Raw genomic sequence first — 18,151 nt, 5'->3', positions numbered from 1 at the left:
GCGCTTCGCGGGGGCCCGCTTCCGGTCGGTGTTTTCGCCGTACGGGCGTGACTGTCAGTCCCCTGCGGTAAGTTCCAAATCGCTGGAGTACTGGCGGATTTGGGCGACAGGGGCGGACCCGATGAGTGACATTGCCGCGACGACGGACCTCGACTCCCGGTTGGAGGACCACCGGACGGAGCTGACCGGTTATTGCTACCGGATGCTCGGTTCGGCCTTCGAGGCCGAGGACGCGGTGCAGGACACGCTGGTGCGGGCGTGGCGCAGCATCGACAAGTTCGAGGGGCGGTCGTCGCTGCGCTCCTGGCTGTACCGCATCGCGACGAACGTCTGCATGGACTCGCTGAACGCGGGCAATCGCCGGGCCCGCCCGATGGACCTCACAGCCGCGACGCCGGTGGCGCAGGCCGCGCTCAATTCGCGTCCGGAGATCACCTGGCTGGAGCCGGTGCCGGACGGCCGGGTGCTGCCCTCGGTCGCCGACCCCGCGGACACGGCGGTGAAGCGGGAGTCGATCCGCCTCGCGTTCGTCGCCGCGCTCCAGCACCTGCCGCCGAAGCAGCGGGCGGTGCTGATCCTGCGGGAGGTGCTCGCCTGGAAGGCGAGCGAGGTGGCCGAGCTGCTGGACACGACGGTCGCTTCGGTCAACAGCGCCCTCCAGCGGGCCCGCGCCACGCTCGCCGAGCACGGCGGGACGCAGGACACGGCCACCGAGAATCCGCTGGACGAGGAGCAGCGCAAGCTCCTCGACCGGTACGTCGCGGCCTTCGAGGGGTACGACATGGCCGCGCTGACCGCCCTCCTCCATGAGGACGCCACGCTCTCCATGCCCCCGTACGACCTGTGGCTGCGCGGCCACGACGACATCGTCGGCTGGATGCTGGGCGTCGGCGAGGTCTGCCGCGGCTCGCGCCTCGTGCCGGTCGTGGCGAACGGCACTCCGGCCTTCGCCCACTACCACCCGCGCCCGTCGGGCGACGGCTTCGACCCGTGGGCGCTCATGGTCATCGAGATCGTCGACGGCAAGGTCTCCGGGATCACCTCCTTCCTCGACACGAAGCGGTGGTTCCCGCTGTTCGACCTGCCGGAGCACCTCGACGCGTCCGGAGCGGGCACGTCCTTCATCGAGACGCCCTCCACGGAGTCGCCCTCCACCGGGGCGTCTGCCATCGAGGGGGATCCGTCGGCCGGCTAGAAGATCTCGCCGAGCCCCACCAGGCGCAGGAGCGCGCTCAGTTGGGGTGGTGGGTGTCGCAGCCTGATGCGGCACCCCAGCCTGCGGGCGACGAGGCGCAGGCGGGCCAGCACCTCGACGGTGTGCAGGTCGGGTTCGGCGACGGCCCGCACGTCGCAGTCCACCTGCTTGGCGTCCGACCCGTGCAGCAGTAGGCGCAGTTCCTCGCACAGCCTGGGGACATCGGCGGCGGTGACCCGGCCGGCGATGACAAGGACTATCGGTTGGGTGGCATCCACAAGGAAGAGACCTGTGGCGCGGGCAGAACTCATCGCTGCCCGCATATGCGCGCGGCCGACCGCACGACAAAGGGGGCCTGCGGCGATCCGCAGGCCCCCTTCGCTCAGCCACTCATACCGTCATGGTCGTCAGGCGATGCGGCCCAGGACGATCGGCTGCGCGGTGAACTCGGTGTCCTCGGGCGCGGTCAGGACTCCACCGTCCAGCGCCTCCAGGGCGTACTCGAACTTCTCCGGAGTGTCCGTGTGCAGCGTCATCAGGCGCTGGCCCGCGGTGATCCGGTCCCCCGGCTTGGCGTGCAGCTCGATGCCGGCGCCCGCCTGCACCCGGTCCTCCTTGCGCGCACGGCCCGCACCGAGCCGCCAGGCCGCGACACCGATCGCGTACGCGTCCAGGGTGGTGAGGCGGCCCGAGGACGAGGCGTGGACGACGTGCTGCTCGCGGGCGACGGGCAGCGCCGCGTCCGGGTCGCCGCCCTGGGCCGCGATCATGCGGCGCCAGACGTCCATCGCGGAGCCGTCGGCCAGCGCCTTCGCCGGGTCGGTGTCCTTCAGGCCGGCCGCGTCGAGCATTTCGCGGGCGAGGGCGAGGGTGAGCTCGACGACGTCGGACGGGCCGCCGCCCGCCAGGACCTCGACGGATTCGCGCACTTCGAGTGCGTTGCCTGCGGTGAGGCCGAGCGGGGTGGACATGTCGGTGAGGAGCGCCACCGTACGGACACCGCTGTCGGTGCCGAGGCCGACCATCGTGGCGGCCAGCTCGCGGGCGTCCTCGATGGTCTTCATGAAGGCGCCGGAGCCGACCTTGACGTCCAGGACGAGCGAGCCGGTGCCCTCGGCGATCTTCTTGGACATGATCGAGGAGGCGATCAGCGGGATCGCCTCGACGGTGCCGGTGACATCGCGCAGCGCGTAGAGCTTCTTGTCCGCCGGGGCGAGGCCGTCGCCCGCCGCGCAGATGACCGCGCCGGTGGAGTCGAGGACGCTGAGCATTTCCTCGTTGGACAGCTGGGCCCGCCAGCCCGGGATGGACTCCAGCTTGTCGAGCGTGCCGCCGGTGTGGCCGAGGCCGCGTCCGGACAGCTGGGGCACGGCCGCGCCGCAGGCGGCGACGAGCGGGGCCAGCGGCAGGGTGATCTTGTCGCCGACGCCGCCGGTGGAGTGCTTGTCCGCGGTCGGGCGGGCGAGGGAGGCGAAGTTCATGCGCTCGCCGGAGGCGATCATCGCCGCCGTCCAGCGGGCGATCTCGACGCGGTTCATGCCGTTGAGCAGGATCGCCATCGCCAGGGCCGACATCTGCTCGTCGGCGACCTCGCCGCGGGTGTACGCGTCGATGACCCAGTCGATCTGCTCGGGGCTCAGCTCGCCCCGGTCGCGCTTGGTGCGGATGACGGAGATGACGTCCATGGAGTTCCCTACGGAGAAAGAAGTGGTGAGGAGCGGTGTCGCACGAGGTGCTGCGGGATCACACGAGGTGCTGTGCGGTCACGCGAGGTGCTGCGGGCCGAAGGCGTCCGGCAGCACCTCGGCGAGAGTGCGGATGCCGGACGAGGTCTCCAGGAGCAGTTCAGGGCCCCCGAACTCGTACAGCAGCTGACGGCAGCGACCGCACGGCATCAGGATCTCGCCGTGGCCGTCGACGCAGACGAAGTGCGTCAGCCTGCCGCCGCCGGTGGCGTGCAGCTGCGAGACCAGGCCGCACTCGGCGCACAGCGAGAGGCCGTACGACGCGTTCTCGACGTTGCAGCCGGCGACGGTGCGGCCGTCGTCGACGAGCGCCGCGGCGCCGACCGGGAAGCCCGAGTACGGGGCGTACGCACGGGACATCGCCTCGCGTGCCGCCCCGTGCAGGGCCTCCCAGTCGGCCTCGGCCGCGGCGTCCGTCATTTGCCCTGGCCCTTGCGGTAGGCCAGGCCGTTGGCCTTGGGCATCCGCAGGCGTTGCGCGGACAGGGCCAGGACCAGCAGCGTGGCGACGTACGGTGTCGCGTCGACGATCTGGCTCGGGACCTCGTCGGTCAGCGCGTACCAGGTGAACAGCAGCGCCGAGACGGCCGCCGAGATCACCGCGGCGACGTACTTCTTCCGGTACAGGTGCCAGGCCACGACGAGCACCAGGAGGATCGCGAGCAGCAGCAGTACGGCGTGCACGTTCTCCGCGCCGCCGCGCAGCTTGAGGCTGTCGGTGAAGCCGAAGAGCCCGGCGCCCAGGGCCATGCCGCCCGGCATCCAGTTGCCGAAGATCATCGCGGCGAGACCGATGTAACCGCGCCCGCCGGTCTGGCCCTCCTGATAGATGCCCGTCGCGACAATGGCCAGGAAGGCGCCGCCGAGTCCGGCCAGGCCGCCGGAGACGGTCACGGCGATGTACTTGTACTTGTAGACGTTCACACCGAGGGACTCGGCGGCCACCGGGTTCTCACCGCAGGAGCGCAGCCGCAGGCCGAAGGCCGTGCGCCAGAGGATCCACCAGGTGCCCGGGATCATCAGCAGGGCGACCACGGTGAGCAGGGACAGGCCGGTGACCAGGCCGCCGACCACCCCCGCGATGTCCGAGACGAAGAACCAGTGTTTGTCCTGGAGATCACCGAGCCCGTCGGAGAGCCCTGGGATGGTGATCTCGGTGATCGGGTCGATGCGCGGGGACTGCTTGGAGGAGCCGCCGTCGCTGTTCGCGAAGGTGAAGTTCGAGAGGTAGCGGGTGACGCCGACGGCCAGGATGTTGATGGCCACACCGGAGACGATGTGGTTCACCCCGAAGGTGACGGTGATGACGGCGTGCAGCAGACCGCCGATCGCGCCGCCGAGGATGCCGAAGGCGACGCCGGTCCACGGGCCCCACTGGAAGCCCGCCCAGGCGCCGAACCAGGTGCCGAGGACCATCATGCCTTCGAGGCCGATGTTGACGACGCCCGCGCGCTCGGCCCACAGGCCGCCCAGACCGGCCAGGCCGATCGGGATGGCGAGCTTGAGCGCACCGGACACCTGGCCCACCGAGGTGAGGTCGTTGGCGCCGCTGATGAGGCGGACCAGCGAGACCAGGGCCATGCCGCCCGCGATGATCAGCAGGATGACGGGCCAGGACAGCTTGCGGCGTACGCCCTTCTTGGGAGCGGCGCTCGCGGCGGCCGAGACAGTACTTGTGGTCATTACGCCGCCACCTCCTCACGGGATTTACGGGCGGCTGCGGCGAGTTCCTCGCCGACCTTCTGTTGCTGGCGGCGCAGGCCGTAGCGGCGGACCAGTTCGTACGAGACGACGACCGAGATCACGATCAGGCCCTGCATGATCGTCGCGATCTCCTTCTCGTAACCGTGCTGGTCGAGGGAGTTGGACGACTTGTCGAGGAAGGCGATGAGCAGCGCGCTCGCCGCGATGCCGACCGCGTTGTTGCGGCCGAGCAGGGCGATCGTGATGCCGGTGAAGCCGATGCCCGCGGGGAAGTCCAGGCTGTACGTGTGGGTGTCGCCCAGGAGCGTCGGCATGCCGGCGAGTCCGGCGACACCGCCCGAGATCAGCATCGAGGTGAGGATCATCTTCTTCGCGTCCACACCACTGGCCTGGGCCGCGCTCTCGCTGGCGCCGGTGGCGCGCAGGTCGAAGCCGAAGCGGGTGCGGTTGAGGACGAACCAGTAGACGATGCCGCACGCGGCGGCGACGAAGGTGAAGCCGTAGATCTCGCCCGCCTCGGGGCTCAGGCTCAGGCCGGGGAACCAGCCGGACTCCGGGATCTCACCGGTGGTCAGGTTGTTGGAACCCTCCAGCTGCACGCCGAAGTTGTCGGGCAGGATCAGCCAGGCCACCAGCGAGGTCGCGATCGCGTTGAGCATGATCGTGGAGACGACCTCGCTCACCCCGCGGGTGGTCTTGAGGATGCCCGCGATACCGGCCCAGAAGGCACCTACCAGCATCGCGACGATCACGATCAGCGCGATCTGCAGCGGTCCCGGCAGGTCCACGCCGGCGCCGACGAGGGCCGCCATCATCGCGGCGAGGCGGTACTGCCCGTCGACGCCGATGTTGAACAGGTTCATCCGGAAGCCGACGGCGACGGCCAGGGCCGCCAGGTAGTACGTGCCGGCCTGGTTGATGATCAGGACCTGGACGTCGACGTACGACGCGTTCTCGATCATCAGGCTGTACGGCTCGAACGGGTCGCGGCCCGAGGCGAGCAGCACCACCGAGGTCAGCACGATGGCGACCACCAGGGCCAGCGCCGGGCCTGCGAAGCCCAGGATCAGCCGGTCCTTGTCGAATTTCTTCATCGGGCCTCGTCCTCCGGGGCGTGCTCCAGATGACCGGAAGCGGCGCCTGTCATGGCCGAGCCCAGCTGTTCCGGTGTGATGGTGGCGGGGTCGGCGTCCGCGACGAGACGGCCGCGGTACATCACCCGCAGGGTGTCGGAGAGCCCGATCAGCTCGTCCAGGTCGGCGGAGATCAGCAGCACCGCGAGGCCTTCGCGGCGGGCCTCGCGGATCTGGTCCCAGATCTGCGCCTGCGCGCCGACGTCCACACCACGCGTGGGGTGTGCGGCGATCAGCAGCTTCGGGGTGTGGCTCATCTCGCGGCCGACGATCAGCTTCTGCTGGTTGCCGCCGGACAGCGACGCCGCCGTGACGTCGATACCCGGGGTGCGGACGTCGTAGTCGCGCACGATCCGCTCGGTGTCCTCGCGGGCCGCCTTGAGGTCCAGGAAGCCGTTCTTGCTGTTGGGCCGTTCGGTGACATGGCCGAGGATGCGGTTCTCCCACAGCGGGGCCTCAAGGAGCAGGCCGTGCCGGTGGCGGTCCTCGGGGATGTACCCGACGCCGCTCTCGCGGCGCTTGCGGGTGGGGGCGTGCGAGATGTCGGTGGTGTCGAGGGTGATCACACCGCCGTCCGGGTCGCGCATGCCCATGACGGCCTCGACGAGCTCGGCCTGGCCGTTGCCCTCGACGCCCGCGATGCCGAGGACTTCGCCCTTGTGGATGGTGAAGGAGATCCCGGCGAGTACCTCGCGTACGACGCCGTCGGGGTCGACCGCGTTCAGCTGAAGGTCCTCGACGCGCAGCATCGGGACGTCGGTGACCGTCGACTCGCGGGTCTCCGGCGAGGGCAGCTCACTGCCGACCATCAGCTCGGCGAGCTGCTTGGTGGTGGTGTGCGCCGGGTCGGCGGTGCCCACGGTCGTGCCGCGGCGGATGACGGTGATCTCGTCGGCGACCGACAGCACTTCGCCCAGCTTGTGCGAGATGAAGATGACGGTCAGGCCCTCGGACTTGAGCTCGCGCAGGTTGTCGAAGAGCGCGTCGACCTCCTGCGGCACCAGGACCGCGGTCGGCTCGTCGAGGATCAGGGTGCGGGCGCCGCGGTAGAGGACCTTGAGGATCTCCACGCGCTGGCGGTCGGCGACACCGAGCTCTTCGACGAGAACGTCGGGGCGGACGTTCAGGTGGTACGCGTCGGAGATCTCCATGATCTTCTTACGGGCCTTGGGCCCGATGCCGTACAGCTTCTCGCCGCCGAGAACGATGTTCTCCATGACGGTGAGGTTGTCGGCGAGCATGAAGTGCTGGTGCACCATGCCGATGCCGCGCGCGATGGCGTCGGCGGGGCTGGAGAAGGTGACCGTGGTGCCGTCGATCGTGATGGTGCCCTCGTCCGGCTTCTGCATGCCGTAGAGGATCTTCATCAGGGTCGACTTGCCGGCCCCGTTCTCCCCCACGAGGGCGTGGACAGTGCCCTTGCGGATGGTGATGGCGATGTCGTGGTTGGCGACGACGCCGGGGAAGCGCTTGGTGATGCCGTGGAGCTCCACGGCAGGGGGGCTGGACGCGTTGATGACGCACTCTCCTTGGCGAAGGAGCTGGAGGCGGAGGCGGGGCGGAGGGGCGAAACTATCGCGCCGGGCAGGGGTCTACACGCGTAGCACTGCCGAATGGTTGAACTGATCGCGAATCTGATCCAGGGTGCGGGTCCGGGCCCGCGGGGGTTCACCCCCACGGACCCGGACCCACTGGTCTCCCGCGGAACTACGGGGTCGTCTTGACCTTGATCGAATTGTCGAGAATGCCCTTCTTCGCCTTCTCCACAGCGGCGGTGACCTCGGTCATCTTCTTGTACGCCGGGTTGGAGTCGGAGAGACCGACACCGTCCTGGTCGAGACCGAAGCGGACCTCACCGGTCTGCGGCTTGCCGTCCTCGACCGACTTGATCAGGTTGTAGACGGCGCCCGCGACGTCCTTGGTGGCCGACGTCAGGATCTTGTCCTTGTACGTGACCAGGCCCTTCTGCAGGTACTGGTCGGAGTCGACACCGATGGCCCACTTGCCGGCCTTCGCCGTGGCCTCGATGGCGCCCACGCCCGCCTGGCCCGCGGCGTGGTAGACCACGTCGGCGCCCTTGTCGAGCTGGCCCTCCGCGGCGGCCTTGCCGAGGTCGGGCTTGGAGAAGCCGTCGTTGTTCGGCGGCTGGGTCAGGTACTGGGTGAGGACCTTGACCTTGGGGTTGGTGGCCTTGACGCCCTGGACGAAGCCCGCCTCGAACTTCTTGATCAGCGGCACCTCGACGCCACCGATGAAGCCGACCGTGTTGGACTTGGTCGCCTTGGCGGCGGCGACGCCCGCCATGTACGACGCCTGCTCCTCGTTGAAGACCAGGTTGGCGACGTTGGGGCCGGTCACCGAGAGGTCGTCGACGATGCCGAAGGTGGTCTTCGGGTACTTCGCGGAGACCTTCTTGATGGCCGGGGCGTAGGCGTAACCGATGCCGATGACCGGGTTGTTGCCGTTACGGGCCAGCTCGGTGAGGCGCTGCACCTTGTCGGCGTCGCCCTCGCCCTCGGCGGGCTCGGCGTCCACGCCCTTGATCTTGAAATCCTTCTTGGCCTTCTCCAGGCCGGCGAAAGCGGCGTCATTGAAGGACTGGTCGCCCTTGCCGCCGATGTCGTAGGCGATGGCGGCGCTGGCGCCCTTGTCGTCGGACGCGTCCGACGACGACTTGCCGCCACACGCGGTGGCGGAGAATGCGAGGGCCGTGGACGCAATGGCCACGGTGGCAATCCTGGTTACCCGGCGCACGGGAAGGCTCCTTCAACATGACCGAAGCGCCTCTGCCGGCGCTGGTTTCGCGGCGATCGTAACGCGCGTAGATGTCAGATAAAGCCCCCTACGGAAGCCGTTATCGGATCGTCGTGAACGGAAAGCGGCGTGGCTGATTACACGCGGTGGCCGTCGAGCAGCGCGGCGGCCGTGAAGAGCTCCACTCCGACCGCGATCGCCCCCTCATCGGCGTCGAAATCGCCACGATGCAGGTCATGGCGGGAACTGTCTCCCGGTGTGCGGACGCCGAGGCGGGCCATGGCGCCCGGAACGTGCTCCAGGTACCAGGAGAAGTCCTCGCCGCCGAGGCTCTGCTCGGTGTCCTCGATCGCGTACGATCCGCGCCTCGCGGTCATGGCCGAGGCCAGCAGCTCGGTGACGGCGAGGTCGTTGACGACGGGCGGGACGCCCCGGATGTAGTTGATCTCCGACTTGGCCCGGTGCAGGGCCGCGACCTCGTCGATCGCGGCGTGCACCAGGTCCGGTGCCTCGCGCCAGGCCTTGAGATCCAGGCAGCGGACGGTCCCGGAGAGCTCGGCGCGCTGCGGGATGACGTTGCAGGCGTGGCCGGCCTCGATGCGGCCCCAGGTCACCGCGAGCCCCGCGCGCGCGTCGACGCGCCGGGCGATCAGGGCCGGGACGTCGGTGGCGACCCTGGCGGCGGCGGTGACCAGGTCGGTGGTGAGGTGCGGGCGGGCGGTGTGCCCGCCGGGGCCGTCCAGCGAGACCTCAAGGCGGTCGCAGGCCGAGGTGATGGCGCCGGCGCGCAGACCGATGCGGCCCGCGTCGACCTTGGGGTCGCAGTGCACCGCGATGATCCGGCCCACGCCGTCCAGGACACCGGAGACGATCGCGTCGGACGCGCCACCGGGCAGCACTTCCTCGGCGGGCTGGAAGATCAGCCGTACGGGGTGCGGGAGCAGGCCCTGGCGGTGCAGGTCGGCGAGGACCAGGCCGGCGCCGAGGACCACGGTGGTGTGGATGTCGTGGCCGCAGGCGTGCGCGCGGTCCGGGACGGTCGAGCGGTACGACACGCCCGCCTTGGTGTCCGGGATGGGCAGCGCGTCGATATCGGCGCGCAGGGCGAGCATCGGGCGCACGCCGTCCCAGGGCCGGGCGGCGCTGTCGTCGCTGGCGGCGACAGCGCGGGTGTCACTGTCGGTGGCGCGGATGTCGCTGCTGATGCCGATGTCACAGATGAGCCCGGTCCCGATGGAGAGCACACGTGGCGCGAGACCGGCCTGCTCCAGCCGGGTCTTGAGCGCGGCGGTGGTGCGGAACTCCTGGTTGCCCAGCTCGGGGTGCATGTGCAGGTCCCGGCGGAAGGCGATCAGTTCGGCGCGCAGGCTCTCGGACAGCACGCCGGGCAGTTCTGCTTCCCCGGGGAGATCGGCATCGGACTCGCGGGACATCAACTGGTTCACCCGTCGAAGGGTAAGCCTCTTCAATGGCCAACTAACCATCGATCAACAAAACTTCAGCCCGATAGGGGAAAGAAAATTGGCCGCGCTGCGCATGTCCTCTCGGCGAGGAGGGTAAAGACAGTGGCTATGTCGCGGGCAGGGAATGGAGTCGCTGCACGTCACGGGCGGTGCCGGTGACCCCGGCCAGGAATCCCTGGGCGCGCGGTGAGGCATGCGCCGTGAGCCAGCCGGGGTCGATGTCGCAGACGGCCACCTTCACGTCCGTACCGGCGAGTGCGAGTGGCAGCGTGTGCACGACGGTCGACGGGAAGCTCAGGATCGTACGTCCGATGGGCCCTCGGCGTGCGATGAGCTCCAGCGGGAGATCGGGGCGGACGATTTCGAGGCCGGTCTCCACGGCGAGCCGGTGCAGCTTGCCGGAGCTCTCGCGGCGGTGCGCGAAGTAGCGGGTCGCGCCGTGCGCGCGGGCCAGCGAGATGACGGCCGCGACGTACTGGTCGGGGTCGACGACGCCCGTCTCGACCAGGGAGGTGCCCACGAGGTCCGCGCCGCGGGTGATGCGGGGCGGGCCGAAGCGGGCGCGGGTCCAGGCGAAGTCGTTGGCGGTGACCGTGACGCCGGGGGCGGTGTCGACGGGCATCGAGGTGAAGACCTCGACCGTGCGGGTGGCCGAGGGCGTGAGGCGGCGGCGCGCGGCGGCCGACACCGGCGCGAAGAGGACGTCGCGCGCCCCGGGGCGCCCGCCGCGCCGGTGCCAGCGCACCAGGCGCTCCCCGCGGGCGAGCTGCGAGATGAACTCCATGGTGGCCGTGCCGTCGTCGACGACGACCAGGTCACGGGCGCTGGTGATGGTCAGCAGCAGCTGTACGTACCGCGAGAACGGGTCGCCGATGACGATCCGCTCGGCGCGGCGCAGGGCGGGCGCGAGCCCACCGATGGTGTGGAACGGCGCCCCCGGACCGCCGCGCGCCTCCTCCCACCGCACCCGCATCCCGTCGCCGCGGGCCAGCTCCGCCATGCGCCGCAGCTGGCCGCGGGTCATGGGGTCGGTGGGTGACAGGACGACGACGGTGAGGTCGTGCGTCTTGGTGTGGGCCCACTCCAGGACGTTCAGGAGCTGGACCGGGCTCTCCACGAAGGCGAGCGTGGCGGGGGCGGCGTCCACGACGGTGTGACCGGCCGTTCCGTCAGACCGCTACGGGTTCGCGGTCGGCGCCCTCGGCGACGACACCCGCGACGCGGCGGAGCTTCTTCATCGGGCCGAGCTCCGACTCGTACACCTTCTTGACGCCGTCGCCGAGGGACGCCTCGATGGTGCGGATGTCGCGGACGAGTCGGGTGAGACCGCCGGGCTCGACGGACGCGGCCTGGTCGGAGCCCCACATGGCGCGGTCCAGGGTGATGTGGCGCTCGACGAACGCGGCGCCCAGCGCGACGGCGGCGAGGGTGGTCTGCAGGCCCGTCTCGTGGCCGCTGTAGCCGATCGGGACGTTGGGGTACTCGGCCTGGAGGGTGTTGATGACGCGCAGGTTGAGCTCCTCGGCCTTCGCCGGGTACGTCGAAGTGGCGTGGCACATCAGGATGTTGTCGCTGCCCAGGACCTCGACGGCGTGCCGGATCTGGCGCGGCGTGGACATACCGGTGGAGAGGATGACGGTGCGGCCGGTGGCGCGCAGGGCGCGCAGCAGCTCGTCGTCGGTGAGCGAAGCGGAGGCCACCTTGTGGGCCGGCAGGTCGAACTTCTCCAGGAACGCGACGGCCTCGGTGTCCCACGGCGATGCGAACCAGTCGATGCCGCGCTTGGCGCAGTGGTCGGAGATGGCGCGGTACTCGTCCTCGCCGAACTCGACGCGGTGGCGGTAGTCGATGTACGTCATCCGGCCCCACGGGGTGTCGCGCTCGATGTCCCACTGGTCGCGCGGGGTGCAGATCTCCGGGGTCCGCTTCTGGAACTTGACCGCGTCGCAGCCGGCTTCGGCGGCGGCGTCGATGAGCGCGAAGGCGTTCTCGATGTCGCCGTTGTGGTTGATGCCGATCTCACCCGTGATGTAGACGGGGTGGCCGGGGCCCGCGGTCTTCGAACCGAAGGTGCGCAGACGGGAGTTGGAGCTCATGGGGGGCGTTCCTTACTTGGTGGGGATGCTGGGGACGGGGTGATCCGTGTTGAGGGAAGGCCCGAGGATCCAGGTGGCGATCTCACGGATCGCGCCCTCTCCGCCGGGGATCGTCGTAACGGCGCGCGCGGCGCCCCGGACGGTGTCGTGGGCGTCGGCGACCGCGACGGGCCAGCCGGCGAGGCCGAAGCAGGGCAGGTCGTTGACGTCGTTGCCGACGTAGAGCACCCGCTCGGGGGCGACGGCCTGTTCCTCGCACCACTGCTTGAGCGCGAGGTCCTTGCGGTCGATGCCGTGCAGCACGGGGATGCGCAACTTGCGCGCCCGTGCGGCGACGACCGCGTTCTGTTCCGTGGACAGGATCAGCAGCTTGAGCCCCGCCTTGCGCAGGGCCGCGATGCCGAGTCCGTCGCCGCGGTGCACGGCGACGAGCTCCCGTCCTTCGGAGTCGATCAGCACCCGGTCGTCGGTCTGGGTGCCGTCGAAGTCGAGTACGACCGCGTCGATGTCCTCGCGGGTCGGAAGCGTGGTGGTGGCCGTGTCGAGGAGCGGCGCGAGGGCACGCGCGCGTGCCAGGTCGTGCGGGTCGTCGACCTCCAGGACACGGGCCGGGTCGGTGCGTACGAGAGCGGTCCGGCCGAAGAAGCGGTGCCCGGCCCGCCGGAATCCGGCGGCGTCCATGGCGTACGCGGCGCCGGTCTCCAGAAAGTCCTGCGGGCGGTCCTGCCTGCGGGGCCGGAACGACTTGTCGTGGTTGACGCCGTCGGCGGCCTGTTCGCCCTGCTGGTCGCCCTCGCGCCAGAGGAAGCCGTGGAAGGGGGCCACCGTGTGCGCCGTGTCGGCCCCTTCGTCCAGGACGGCCGTGCAGACACCCTCGATGTCCTCGCGGGTCAGGAAGGGGCTGGTGCACTGCACCAGCAGCACCACGTCCACCGCCGCGCCGTGCAGCGCCTCGTGGGCGTCCATGGCGTGCAGTACGGCGGCCTCGCTCGTCGCGGTGTCCCCGGCGATGTCCGCGGGGCGCAGCACCACTTCGGCGCCCGCGCCGCGAGCCGCGGCGGCGATGGCCGCGTCGTCCGTGGAGACCACGACGTCCGTGACCCGGCGGGCGCCCAGGCAGGCGCGGACGGCGCGCGCGACGAGCGGCGCGCCCCCCACAGCTGCGAGGTTCTTGGCCGGTACGCCCTTGGATCCGCCGCGGGCGGGAATCACCGCGAGGACGCGGCGCACGGTCGTTGTGCGGGGTGTGGTCGTGGGCGTGGCCTGCGGCCGGCTGCTCATAGTTCTCCCATGCGACGGATGACGGGTGCCACGCGCTGCACCCCGTGGCGGTACGCCCCGCGCGCGGCCTCCCGCACGGCGTCGCGCACGACTCGGCGCACGCCCGTGACCTCGACCTCCCGCACCCCGTCGAGACGGTGGCGGGCGAGGACGCCGGGGAGGTAGCCCGGCGCGGTGACGGTGGTGTAGTAGGGGGCGAGCGGCGGTAGTTCGGGTTGCCCCAGGAGGCCGGTGACGCGTTCGCGTACGGCGTCGAAGGCCGTTTCGTACGAGCCGTCCGCAGCCACTCCCTGCCGGGCGAGCCACTCCTCGTCGGCGCGCGGCCGGTGGCCGGCGTCGAGCTGTTCCCAGGAGGCCAGGCACCCGGAGCCGAGGAAGTGGTGGTTGCCGAGGGCCTCGCGTACGCCCAGGTCGGTGAGGACGGCGGTCGGGATCCGCCGGTGCAGGGCTTCCAGGGCGGCCGTCGAGCTGACCGTCACCAGGAGGTCCGCGCGGTCGAGCACCTCCCCCATGTGCCCGTACGCGAGGTGGAAGTTGGCGGGCGGGCCGCCTTCGATGCGGGCCGCGAGCCGCTGGTAGGGCAGCTCCTCGATGTGCGTGGTGTGCTCGCCCGGCCTGCTGCGCAGCTTGAGCACGACTTCCCGTGCCGGGTGCAGCCTGGCGTGCTGGACGAGGCGGCGCAGCAGGTACGTACGGTCGGCGCGGGACTGCGGTACGGAGGGCTGGGCGGCGAAGACGACGACGCCCGTGGCGGGGTCCGCGTCCGAACCGGTACCCGCGACCGCGCCCGTGGTCGGGCCGGCCGCCGGGCCTTCGTAGCGTGCGCCGCCGAGGAACGGCAGCGCGGCCTCCGTCACGCACGAGGCGTCGGCGCCCACCCCTTCGTACACCGCGCGGAAACGCTCCGCGTCGTGACGCGAGTTGGCGAGGACGACGTCCGCGCCGTGGCGCAGCAGCAGTCCGTCGGCGAGCTTCTCGTAGACGACACCGACATAACCGGTGACGACGACGGGCCGCCCGGCCGCCACCGGCCACAGCCGCGCGAGGCCGTGCAGTACGGCCTGTACCGCGCCGCCGACCAGGGCGAGCAGGACCACGTCGTACGACTCGTGCTCGATCTCGCCGAGGAATTCGGCGGCCGTCACCTCCCGCACACCGTCCACCGGCACGCCGACCTCGGCGAGCTGACGGGGGGTGGGGGTGGCCCGGCCGCGCAGAAGGAATCCGCTGAGTTCGCTGTCCGGTGCGATGCGGTGCGCGGTGAGTGCGCCCCATTTCCATCGCGTATCGGAATCGGCGAGCACGGCGATCCGTAGGGGTTTGCTGGTACTTGCTGGCACAACGAATAAGCTAGGGACGCCCGGAGATTCACGGCCCAACTCAGCCGCAACAAAGGGTTAACAGCACATCGACGATCGGGGCCGGGGCCGGGGGAACAGGTCGGTTAACCATTCCGCCATTCGTCGTTCACCCACGATCTTTCCGGGCGTCGCAACGAATGCCGGAGTACGCCCTACCGTCGCGGGGGTGGTCAAGCTCTCCGTCATCGTGCCGTTTTTCAACGTGCAGACATACGCGCCCGACACCCTGAGAAGTCTCCGTGCGAACGCACGCGACGACTTCGAATTCATTCTCGTCGACGACTGTTCGACCGACGGGACCCCAGAGATCCTGCAGCGCGCGGAGCGGGAGCTTCCGGGGGCGGTCCTGATCAGACACGAACGCAACGGCGGTCTGGCCACCGCCCGCAACACCGGTCTGGACGCCGCCCGCGGCGAGTACCTCACCTTCCTCGACGGCGACGACTGGCTGGCCCCCGGCCACTACCCGCGCCTGCTCACCGCCATGGAGGAGCTGGGCTGCGACTTCGTCCGCACCGACCATGTGCAGTGCACCGGGCGTACCCGCACGGTCCATCGCGTCCCGCAGGGGCGGCGCGGCGTCGTCATGTCGCCGCGCGAGGCCATCCTGCCCGCCACCCGGTCCACCTCGGTGGACTACGCCTTCGCGTGGGCCGGCATGTACCACCGGCGGCTCGCCGACCGGGGGCTGCTGCACTTCACCGACGGCCTGCGGACGGCCGAGGACCGGCCGTGGATCTGGCGGCTGCACCGGGAGGCGGAATCCTTCGCCACCCTGAGCACCCTGGGCATCTTCTACCGACGCGGTGTCGCTTCTTCGCTGACCCAGATCGGCGACGTGCGCCAGCTCGATTTCATCCGCGCCTTCGATCAGGTCGTCGAAGAAACGGCGAAGGACAGGGACGCGGACCAGCTTCTCCCGAAAGCCGTACGCACGTACTGCGCCATCATTTCCCACCACTTGGGAAGTATCGAAAGGTTCGAACCGGCCGTGGCAAGGAAATTGCGGACGATGAGCGCGGCGGCGTTGCGACGTATGCCGCAGGACGTTCTGAAGGACGCGCTGGATTCGATGGACGCGGAGCGTTCCGTGCGGCTGCGCCGGCTGCGCCGCCGCCCCTCCATCGGTGCGGGGGCCGCGGCCTGATGGGCACGACGCGGATTTTCCTCGCCTCCACGCTGTACGGCGCCGCGACGCTCGCCGCCGCGATCGACAGCGACAGCTTCGGACCGGCCGACCGCAGGCTGCTGCTCGTCAGCAACAACGCGACGACCCCCGAGACGACCCCGTCGCTCGACGAGATGCCCGGCTTCGACCGGCTGCGCGACCGCTTCGACGGGCTGCTGTCCTGGAACGAGACCATCGCCCCCTTCCACCCGGGCGGCTGGGCGCCGCGCGCGGACGACGTCCCCCTGTGGGAGCGCCACCTGCGCCTGCTGTGGGACCTGGGCGACGACACGGTCGAGCTGGCCGTGGAGTCCATCCAGGTCAATCCGGCGCTGGCGCTGACCCAGCTGTTCACGGACGCGCCGATCGACGTGTACGCCGACGGGCTGATGAGCTACGGCCCGACCCGCAACAAGATCGACCCGCTGGTGGGGATGCGCGTACGGCGCCTGCTGCACCTGGACCTGGTGCCGGGGCTCGAACCGCTGCTGCTCGGCGAGTTCGGTGTCCGGCCCGAGCTCGTCCCGACGGACACCTTCCTGAAGGTGCTGGCGGAGGTGTCGGACACTCCGGACGCCTCGTCGGCGCATCCGGAACTGCCGTCCGACGCGGCGCTGCTCCTGGGCCAGTATCTGTCCGCGCTCTCGATCCTCACTCCGGAGGAGGAAGAGGACCTGCACGTACGGATGCTGCGCGGGGCGGTCGCCCGAGGCCACCGGCGTGTCGTCTTCAAGCCGCACCCCACGGCCCCGGCCCGCTGGTCGCGCCTGCTGGAGCGGGAGGCGCGGGCGCTCGGCGTCGAGCTGACCGTCCTGGACAGCCCGCTGCTGGCCGAGGTGCTCTACCAGCGGATCCGCCCGGCCCTGGTGATCGGCTGCTTCTCCACGGCGCTGCTCACGGCGAGCACGTTCTACGGGATCCCGGTCGCGCGCACCGGTACGGACGTACTCCTGGAACGCCTCGCGCCGTACCAGAACAGCAACCGCGTCCCCGTCACGATCGTCGACGCCCTGGTGCCGGACCTGGAGAGCGGGCCCGCCGAGCCGGCGACCGGCGCTCCCCTGCGCGTCCCCGCAGACGCGACTGCGGATGTACGTGCGCAGGCCCCCACAGATGTCCCGGTGGAAGTGGCCACGGAGGCCCCCGTGCGCGTCCCGGTGGATGTGGCCGCGGATGTACCCGATCTGGCGGGTCTGCTCCGGGCGGTCGGCTTCGCGATGCAGCCGCAGATCCGCCCGGACCTGCGGCCGGCCGCCGAGGCCTACCTGGCCCGGCACCTCGGCCCGCGCACCCGCCGGTACTTCAAGCGCCGCCGTCTGACGATGCTCGCGCTGCCGGGCGCGCTGCCGGCGCAGTTCGCCTTCATCCCGCGCAACGCGACGGTGCGCGGCGTGGCCCGCCGGGCCCGGCGCCTCAAGCGGGTGGCGCTGGGCTGAGCGCGTGACCCTCCGAAGTCGTTCGTAACATCCGGTGCCGCCGGAGCGTGTAAGGCCCACTTCAGACATGGTCCGCCCGCCGATCTGCCCAGCCTGTCGGCGGACCGGGTGACGCTGGTCGGGGCGCTGGGCGAACTGACCGCCGATCAGCGTCAGGCCGTCGTGCTGCACCATCTGCTGGGCGCAGGGGACCGGCCCGAGTAGCCGGGGCCACCGGGGCCGGCTGCCTCACGCTGCCGGGGCGCCATCGGCCTGAGCCGCTGGGCGAGTTGCCGGCGCCGCCCGTCGCGTTCCGCGGCGGTGCCGGCGCCGACCGCGCCCCGCCCGGTGGCTCCGGTGGCGTGGTCGCGGCGCCGGCTCACGCATCAGAAGAAGATGACCGACCGCACCTTGAGGCGCTCGCTCGCGCCACCGCCGGGCCGCATCGTGAACTCGTCGCCGGAGCAGTCCACGCCGGTGAACGCGGTGGCGTAGGAATCGGTCCGGTTCCTGGGTGCCTCGGCGGGCGCCGAGGTGTACTCCACGGCCGCCTCCGGAATCGTGATGCACCCCCCGGACTCGGGGGACATCAGAACGCCGGTCTGCCCGGAGCCGTCATCGGCGAGGTACGTGTACGAGAACGCGCCCTCCGCGGCATAGGCGGAGCCGGGGACGGCCAGCAGCAGGGCGGCGCCGGCCGCGGCGGCCAGGGTGTGACGAAGACGCATCGTGAAGTTCCTTCGATTCGGGCACTTGGCAGTGCTGGTCGGGCACAGCGTTCGGTGCCCCACCGTGGCCTCGAAGATTGCGGCTTTCTGTGCGGAGTACCGCTGAAAC

At 70.5% G+C, this 18,151-nt stretch carries 16 protein-coding genes; 3 read left to right on the top strand and 13 right to left on the bottom strand.

From position 1 onward, the window contains the following. The first annotated feature begins 121 nt into the window (after positions 1-121). A complete protein-coding gene (locus ACLLJJ_RS24865; protein WP_434595532.1) occupies positions 122-1,195 on the top strand; it encodes a sigma-70 family RNA polymerase sigma factor in 1,074 nt (357 codons plus the stop codon). Here ACLLJJ_RS24865 and ACLLJJ_RS24860 read toward each other — a convergent pair. The 12 genes from ACLLJJ_RS24860 to ACLLJJ_RS24805 all read right to left on the bottom strand — a co-directional run bounded on the left by ACLLJJ_RS24860 (position 1,192) and on the right by ACLLJJ_RS24805 (position 14,710). After that, positions 1,192-1,506, bottom strand: coding sequence for an STAS domain-containing protein (locus tag ACLLJJ_RS24860; protein ID WP_434595531.1), 315 nt, complete (start codon positions 1,504-1,506; stop codon positions 1,192-1,194). The genes ACLLJJ_RS24865 and ACLLJJ_RS24860 overlap by 4 nt on opposite strands. A gap of 96 nt (positions 1,507-1,602) precedes the next feature. Then, positions 1,603-2,880, bottom strand: a complete 1,278-nt coding sequence (locus ACLLJJ_RS24855; protein WP_434595529.1) for a thymidine phosphorylase — start codon at positions 2,878-2,880, stop codon at positions 1,603-1,605. 78 nt (positions 2,881-2,958) lie between these two features. Further along, complete coding sequence (locus ACLLJJ_RS24850; protein ID WP_434595527.1) at positions 2,959-3,360, bottom strand: cytidine deaminase; 402 nt, start codon at positions 3,358-3,360, stop codon at positions 2,959-2,961. Beyond that, positions 3,357-4,622 (bottom strand): ABC transporter permease, encoded by a 1,266-nt coding sequence (locus ACLLJJ_RS24845; RefSeq protein ID WP_434595525.1) that lies wholly within the window; start codon positions 4,620-4,622, stop codon positions 3,357-3,359. The genes ACLLJJ_RS24850 and ACLLJJ_RS24845 overlap by 4 nt, the downstream gene beginning before the upstream one ends. Then, entirely contained in the window at positions 4,622-5,737 is a 1,116-nt protein-coding gene (locus tag ACLLJJ_RS24840) for an ABC transporter permease (protein WP_434595523.1), read from the bottom strand. Before ACLLJJ_RS24840 ends, ACLLJJ_RS24845 begins: the two co-directional genes overlap by 1 nt. Continuing rightward, positions 5,734-7,269, bottom strand: coding sequence for an ABC transporter ATP-binding protein (locus ACLLJJ_RS24835; protein ID WP_434595521.1), 1,536 nt, complete (start codon positions 7,267-7,269; stop codon positions 5,734-5,736). The genes ACLLJJ_RS24840 and ACLLJJ_RS24835 overlap by 4 nt, the downstream gene beginning before the upstream one ends. A gap of 214 nt (positions 7,270-7,483) precedes the next feature. Further along, positions 7,484-8,530, bottom strand: coding sequence for a BMP family lipoprotein (locus ACLLJJ_RS24830; protein WP_434595519.1), 1,047 nt, complete (start codon positions 8,528-8,530; stop codon positions 7,484-7,486). A 137-nt stretch (positions 8,531-8,667) separates the two neighbouring features. Beyond that, complete coding sequence (locus ACLLJJ_RS24825; protein ID WP_434600511.1) at positions 8,668-9,963, bottom strand: amidohydrolase; 1,296 nt, start codon at positions 9,961-9,963, stop codon at positions 8,668-8,670. 136 nt (positions 9,964-10,099) lie between these two features. After that, positions 10,100-11,140, bottom strand: a complete 1,041-nt coding sequence (locus ACLLJJ_RS24820; RefSeq protein WP_434595518.1) for a hypothetical protein — start codon at positions 11,138-11,140, stop codon at positions 10,100-10,102. 22 nt (positions 11,141-11,162) lie between these two features. After that, on the bottom strand, positions 11,163-12,089 hold the full coding sequence (locus ACLLJJ_RS24815) for an N-acetylneuraminate synthase family protein (protein WP_434595516.1): 927 nt from the start codon (positions 12,087-12,089) through the stop codon (positions 11,163-11,165). A gap of 12 nt (positions 12,090-12,101) precedes the next feature. Further along, the gene (locus ACLLJJ_RS24810; protein ID WP_434595514.1) at positions 12,102-13,370 is read right to left on the bottom strand and encodes a cytidylyltransferase domain-containing protein; all 1,269 of its coding nucleotides are present in this window, start codon (positions 13,368-13,370) and stop codon (positions 12,102-12,104) included. After that, the gene (locus ACLLJJ_RS24805; RefSeq protein WP_434595512.1) at positions 13,367-14,710 is read right to left on the bottom strand and encodes a DUF6716 putative glycosyltransferase; all 1,344 of its coding nucleotides are present in this window, start codon (positions 14,708-14,710) and stop codon (positions 13,367-13,369) included. The genes ACLLJJ_RS24810 and ACLLJJ_RS24805 overlap by 4 nt, the downstream gene beginning before the upstream one ends. Before the next feature lie 187 nt (positions 14,711-14,897). Here ACLLJJ_RS24805 and ACLLJJ_RS24800 point away from each other — a divergent pair, with 187 nt between their 5' ends. Continuing rightward, positions 14,898-15,878, top strand: a complete 981-nt coding sequence (locus ACLLJJ_RS24800) for a glycosyltransferase family 2 protein (RefSeq protein ID WP_434595510.1) — start codon at positions 14,898-14,900, stop codon at positions 15,876-15,878. Beyond that, positions 15,878-17,335, top strand: coding sequence for an alpha-2,8-polysialyltransferase family protein (locus ACLLJJ_RS24795; RefSeq protein WP_434595509.1), 1,458 nt, complete (start codon positions 15,878-15,880; stop codon positions 17,333-17,335). Before ACLLJJ_RS24800 ends, ACLLJJ_RS24795 begins: the two co-directional genes overlap by 1 nt. A 365-nt stretch (positions 17,336-17,700) precedes the next feature. Here the strand turns inward: ACLLJJ_RS24795 and ACLLJJ_RS24790 are convergent, their stop codons facing one another. Next, the gene (locus ACLLJJ_RS24790) at positions 17,701-18,042 is read right to left on the bottom strand and encodes a hypothetical protein (protein WP_434595507.1); all 342 of its coding nucleotides are present in this window, start codon (positions 18,040-18,042) and stop codon (positions 17,701-17,703) included. Between the last annotated feature and the right edge of the window lie 109 nt (positions 18,043-18,151).

The sequence above is a fragment of the Streptomyces sp. A5-4 genome (assembly GCF_051131715.1).
Taxonomy (GTDB): Bacteria; Actinomycetota; Actinomycetes; order Streptomycetales; family Streptomycetaceae; genus Streptomyces.
The sequence above is the reverse complement of the archived record's forward strand: the minus strand, read 5'-3'. Positions and strand labels throughout refer to the sequence as shown.

Coding starts and splice junctions, on each gene's coding strand:
- ACLLJJ_RS24865 (WP_434595532.1), top strand. CDS start 122: ATGAGTGACATTGCCGCGACGACGGACCTCGACTCCCGGTTGGAGGAC.
- ACLLJJ_RS24860 (WP_434595531.1), bottom strand. CDS start 1,506: ATGAGTTCTGCCCGCGCCACAGGTCTCTTCCTTGTGGATGCCACCCAA.
- ACLLJJ_RS24855 (WP_434595529.1), bottom strand. CDS start 2,880: ATGGACGTCATCTCCGTCATCCGCACCAAGCGCGACCGGGGCGAGCTG.
- ACLLJJ_RS24850 (WP_434595527.1), bottom strand. CDS start 3,360: ATGACGGACGCCGCGGCCGAGGCCGACTGGGAGGCCCTGCACGGGGCG.
- ACLLJJ_RS24845 (WP_434595525.1), bottom strand. CDS start 4,622: ATGACCACAAGTACTGTCTCGGCCGCCGCGAGCGCCGCTCCCAAGAAG.
- ACLLJJ_RS24840 (WP_434595523.1), bottom strand. CDS start 5,737: ATGAAGAAATTCGACAAGGACCGGCTGATCCTGGGCTTCGCAGGCCCG.
- ACLLJJ_RS24825 (WP_434600511.1), bottom strand. CDS start 9,963: ATGTCCCGCGAGTCCGATGCCGATCTCCCCGGGGAAGCAGAACTGCCC.
- ACLLJJ_RS24815 (WP_434595516.1), bottom strand. CDS start 12,089: ATGAGCTCCAACTCCCGTCTGCGCACCTTCGGTTCGAAGACCGCGGGC.
- ACLLJJ_RS24810 (WP_434595514.1), bottom strand. CDS start 13,370: ATGAGCAGCCGGCCGCAGGCCACGCCCACGACCACACCCCGCACAACG.
- ACLLJJ_RS24795 (WP_434595509.1), top strand. CDS start 15,878: ATGGGCACGACGCGGATTTTCCTCGCCTCCACGCTGTACGGCGCCGCG.
- ACLLJJ_RS24790 (WP_434595507.1), bottom strand. CDS start 18,042: ATGCGTCTTCGTCACACCCTGGCCGCCGCGGCCGGCGCCGCCCTGCTG.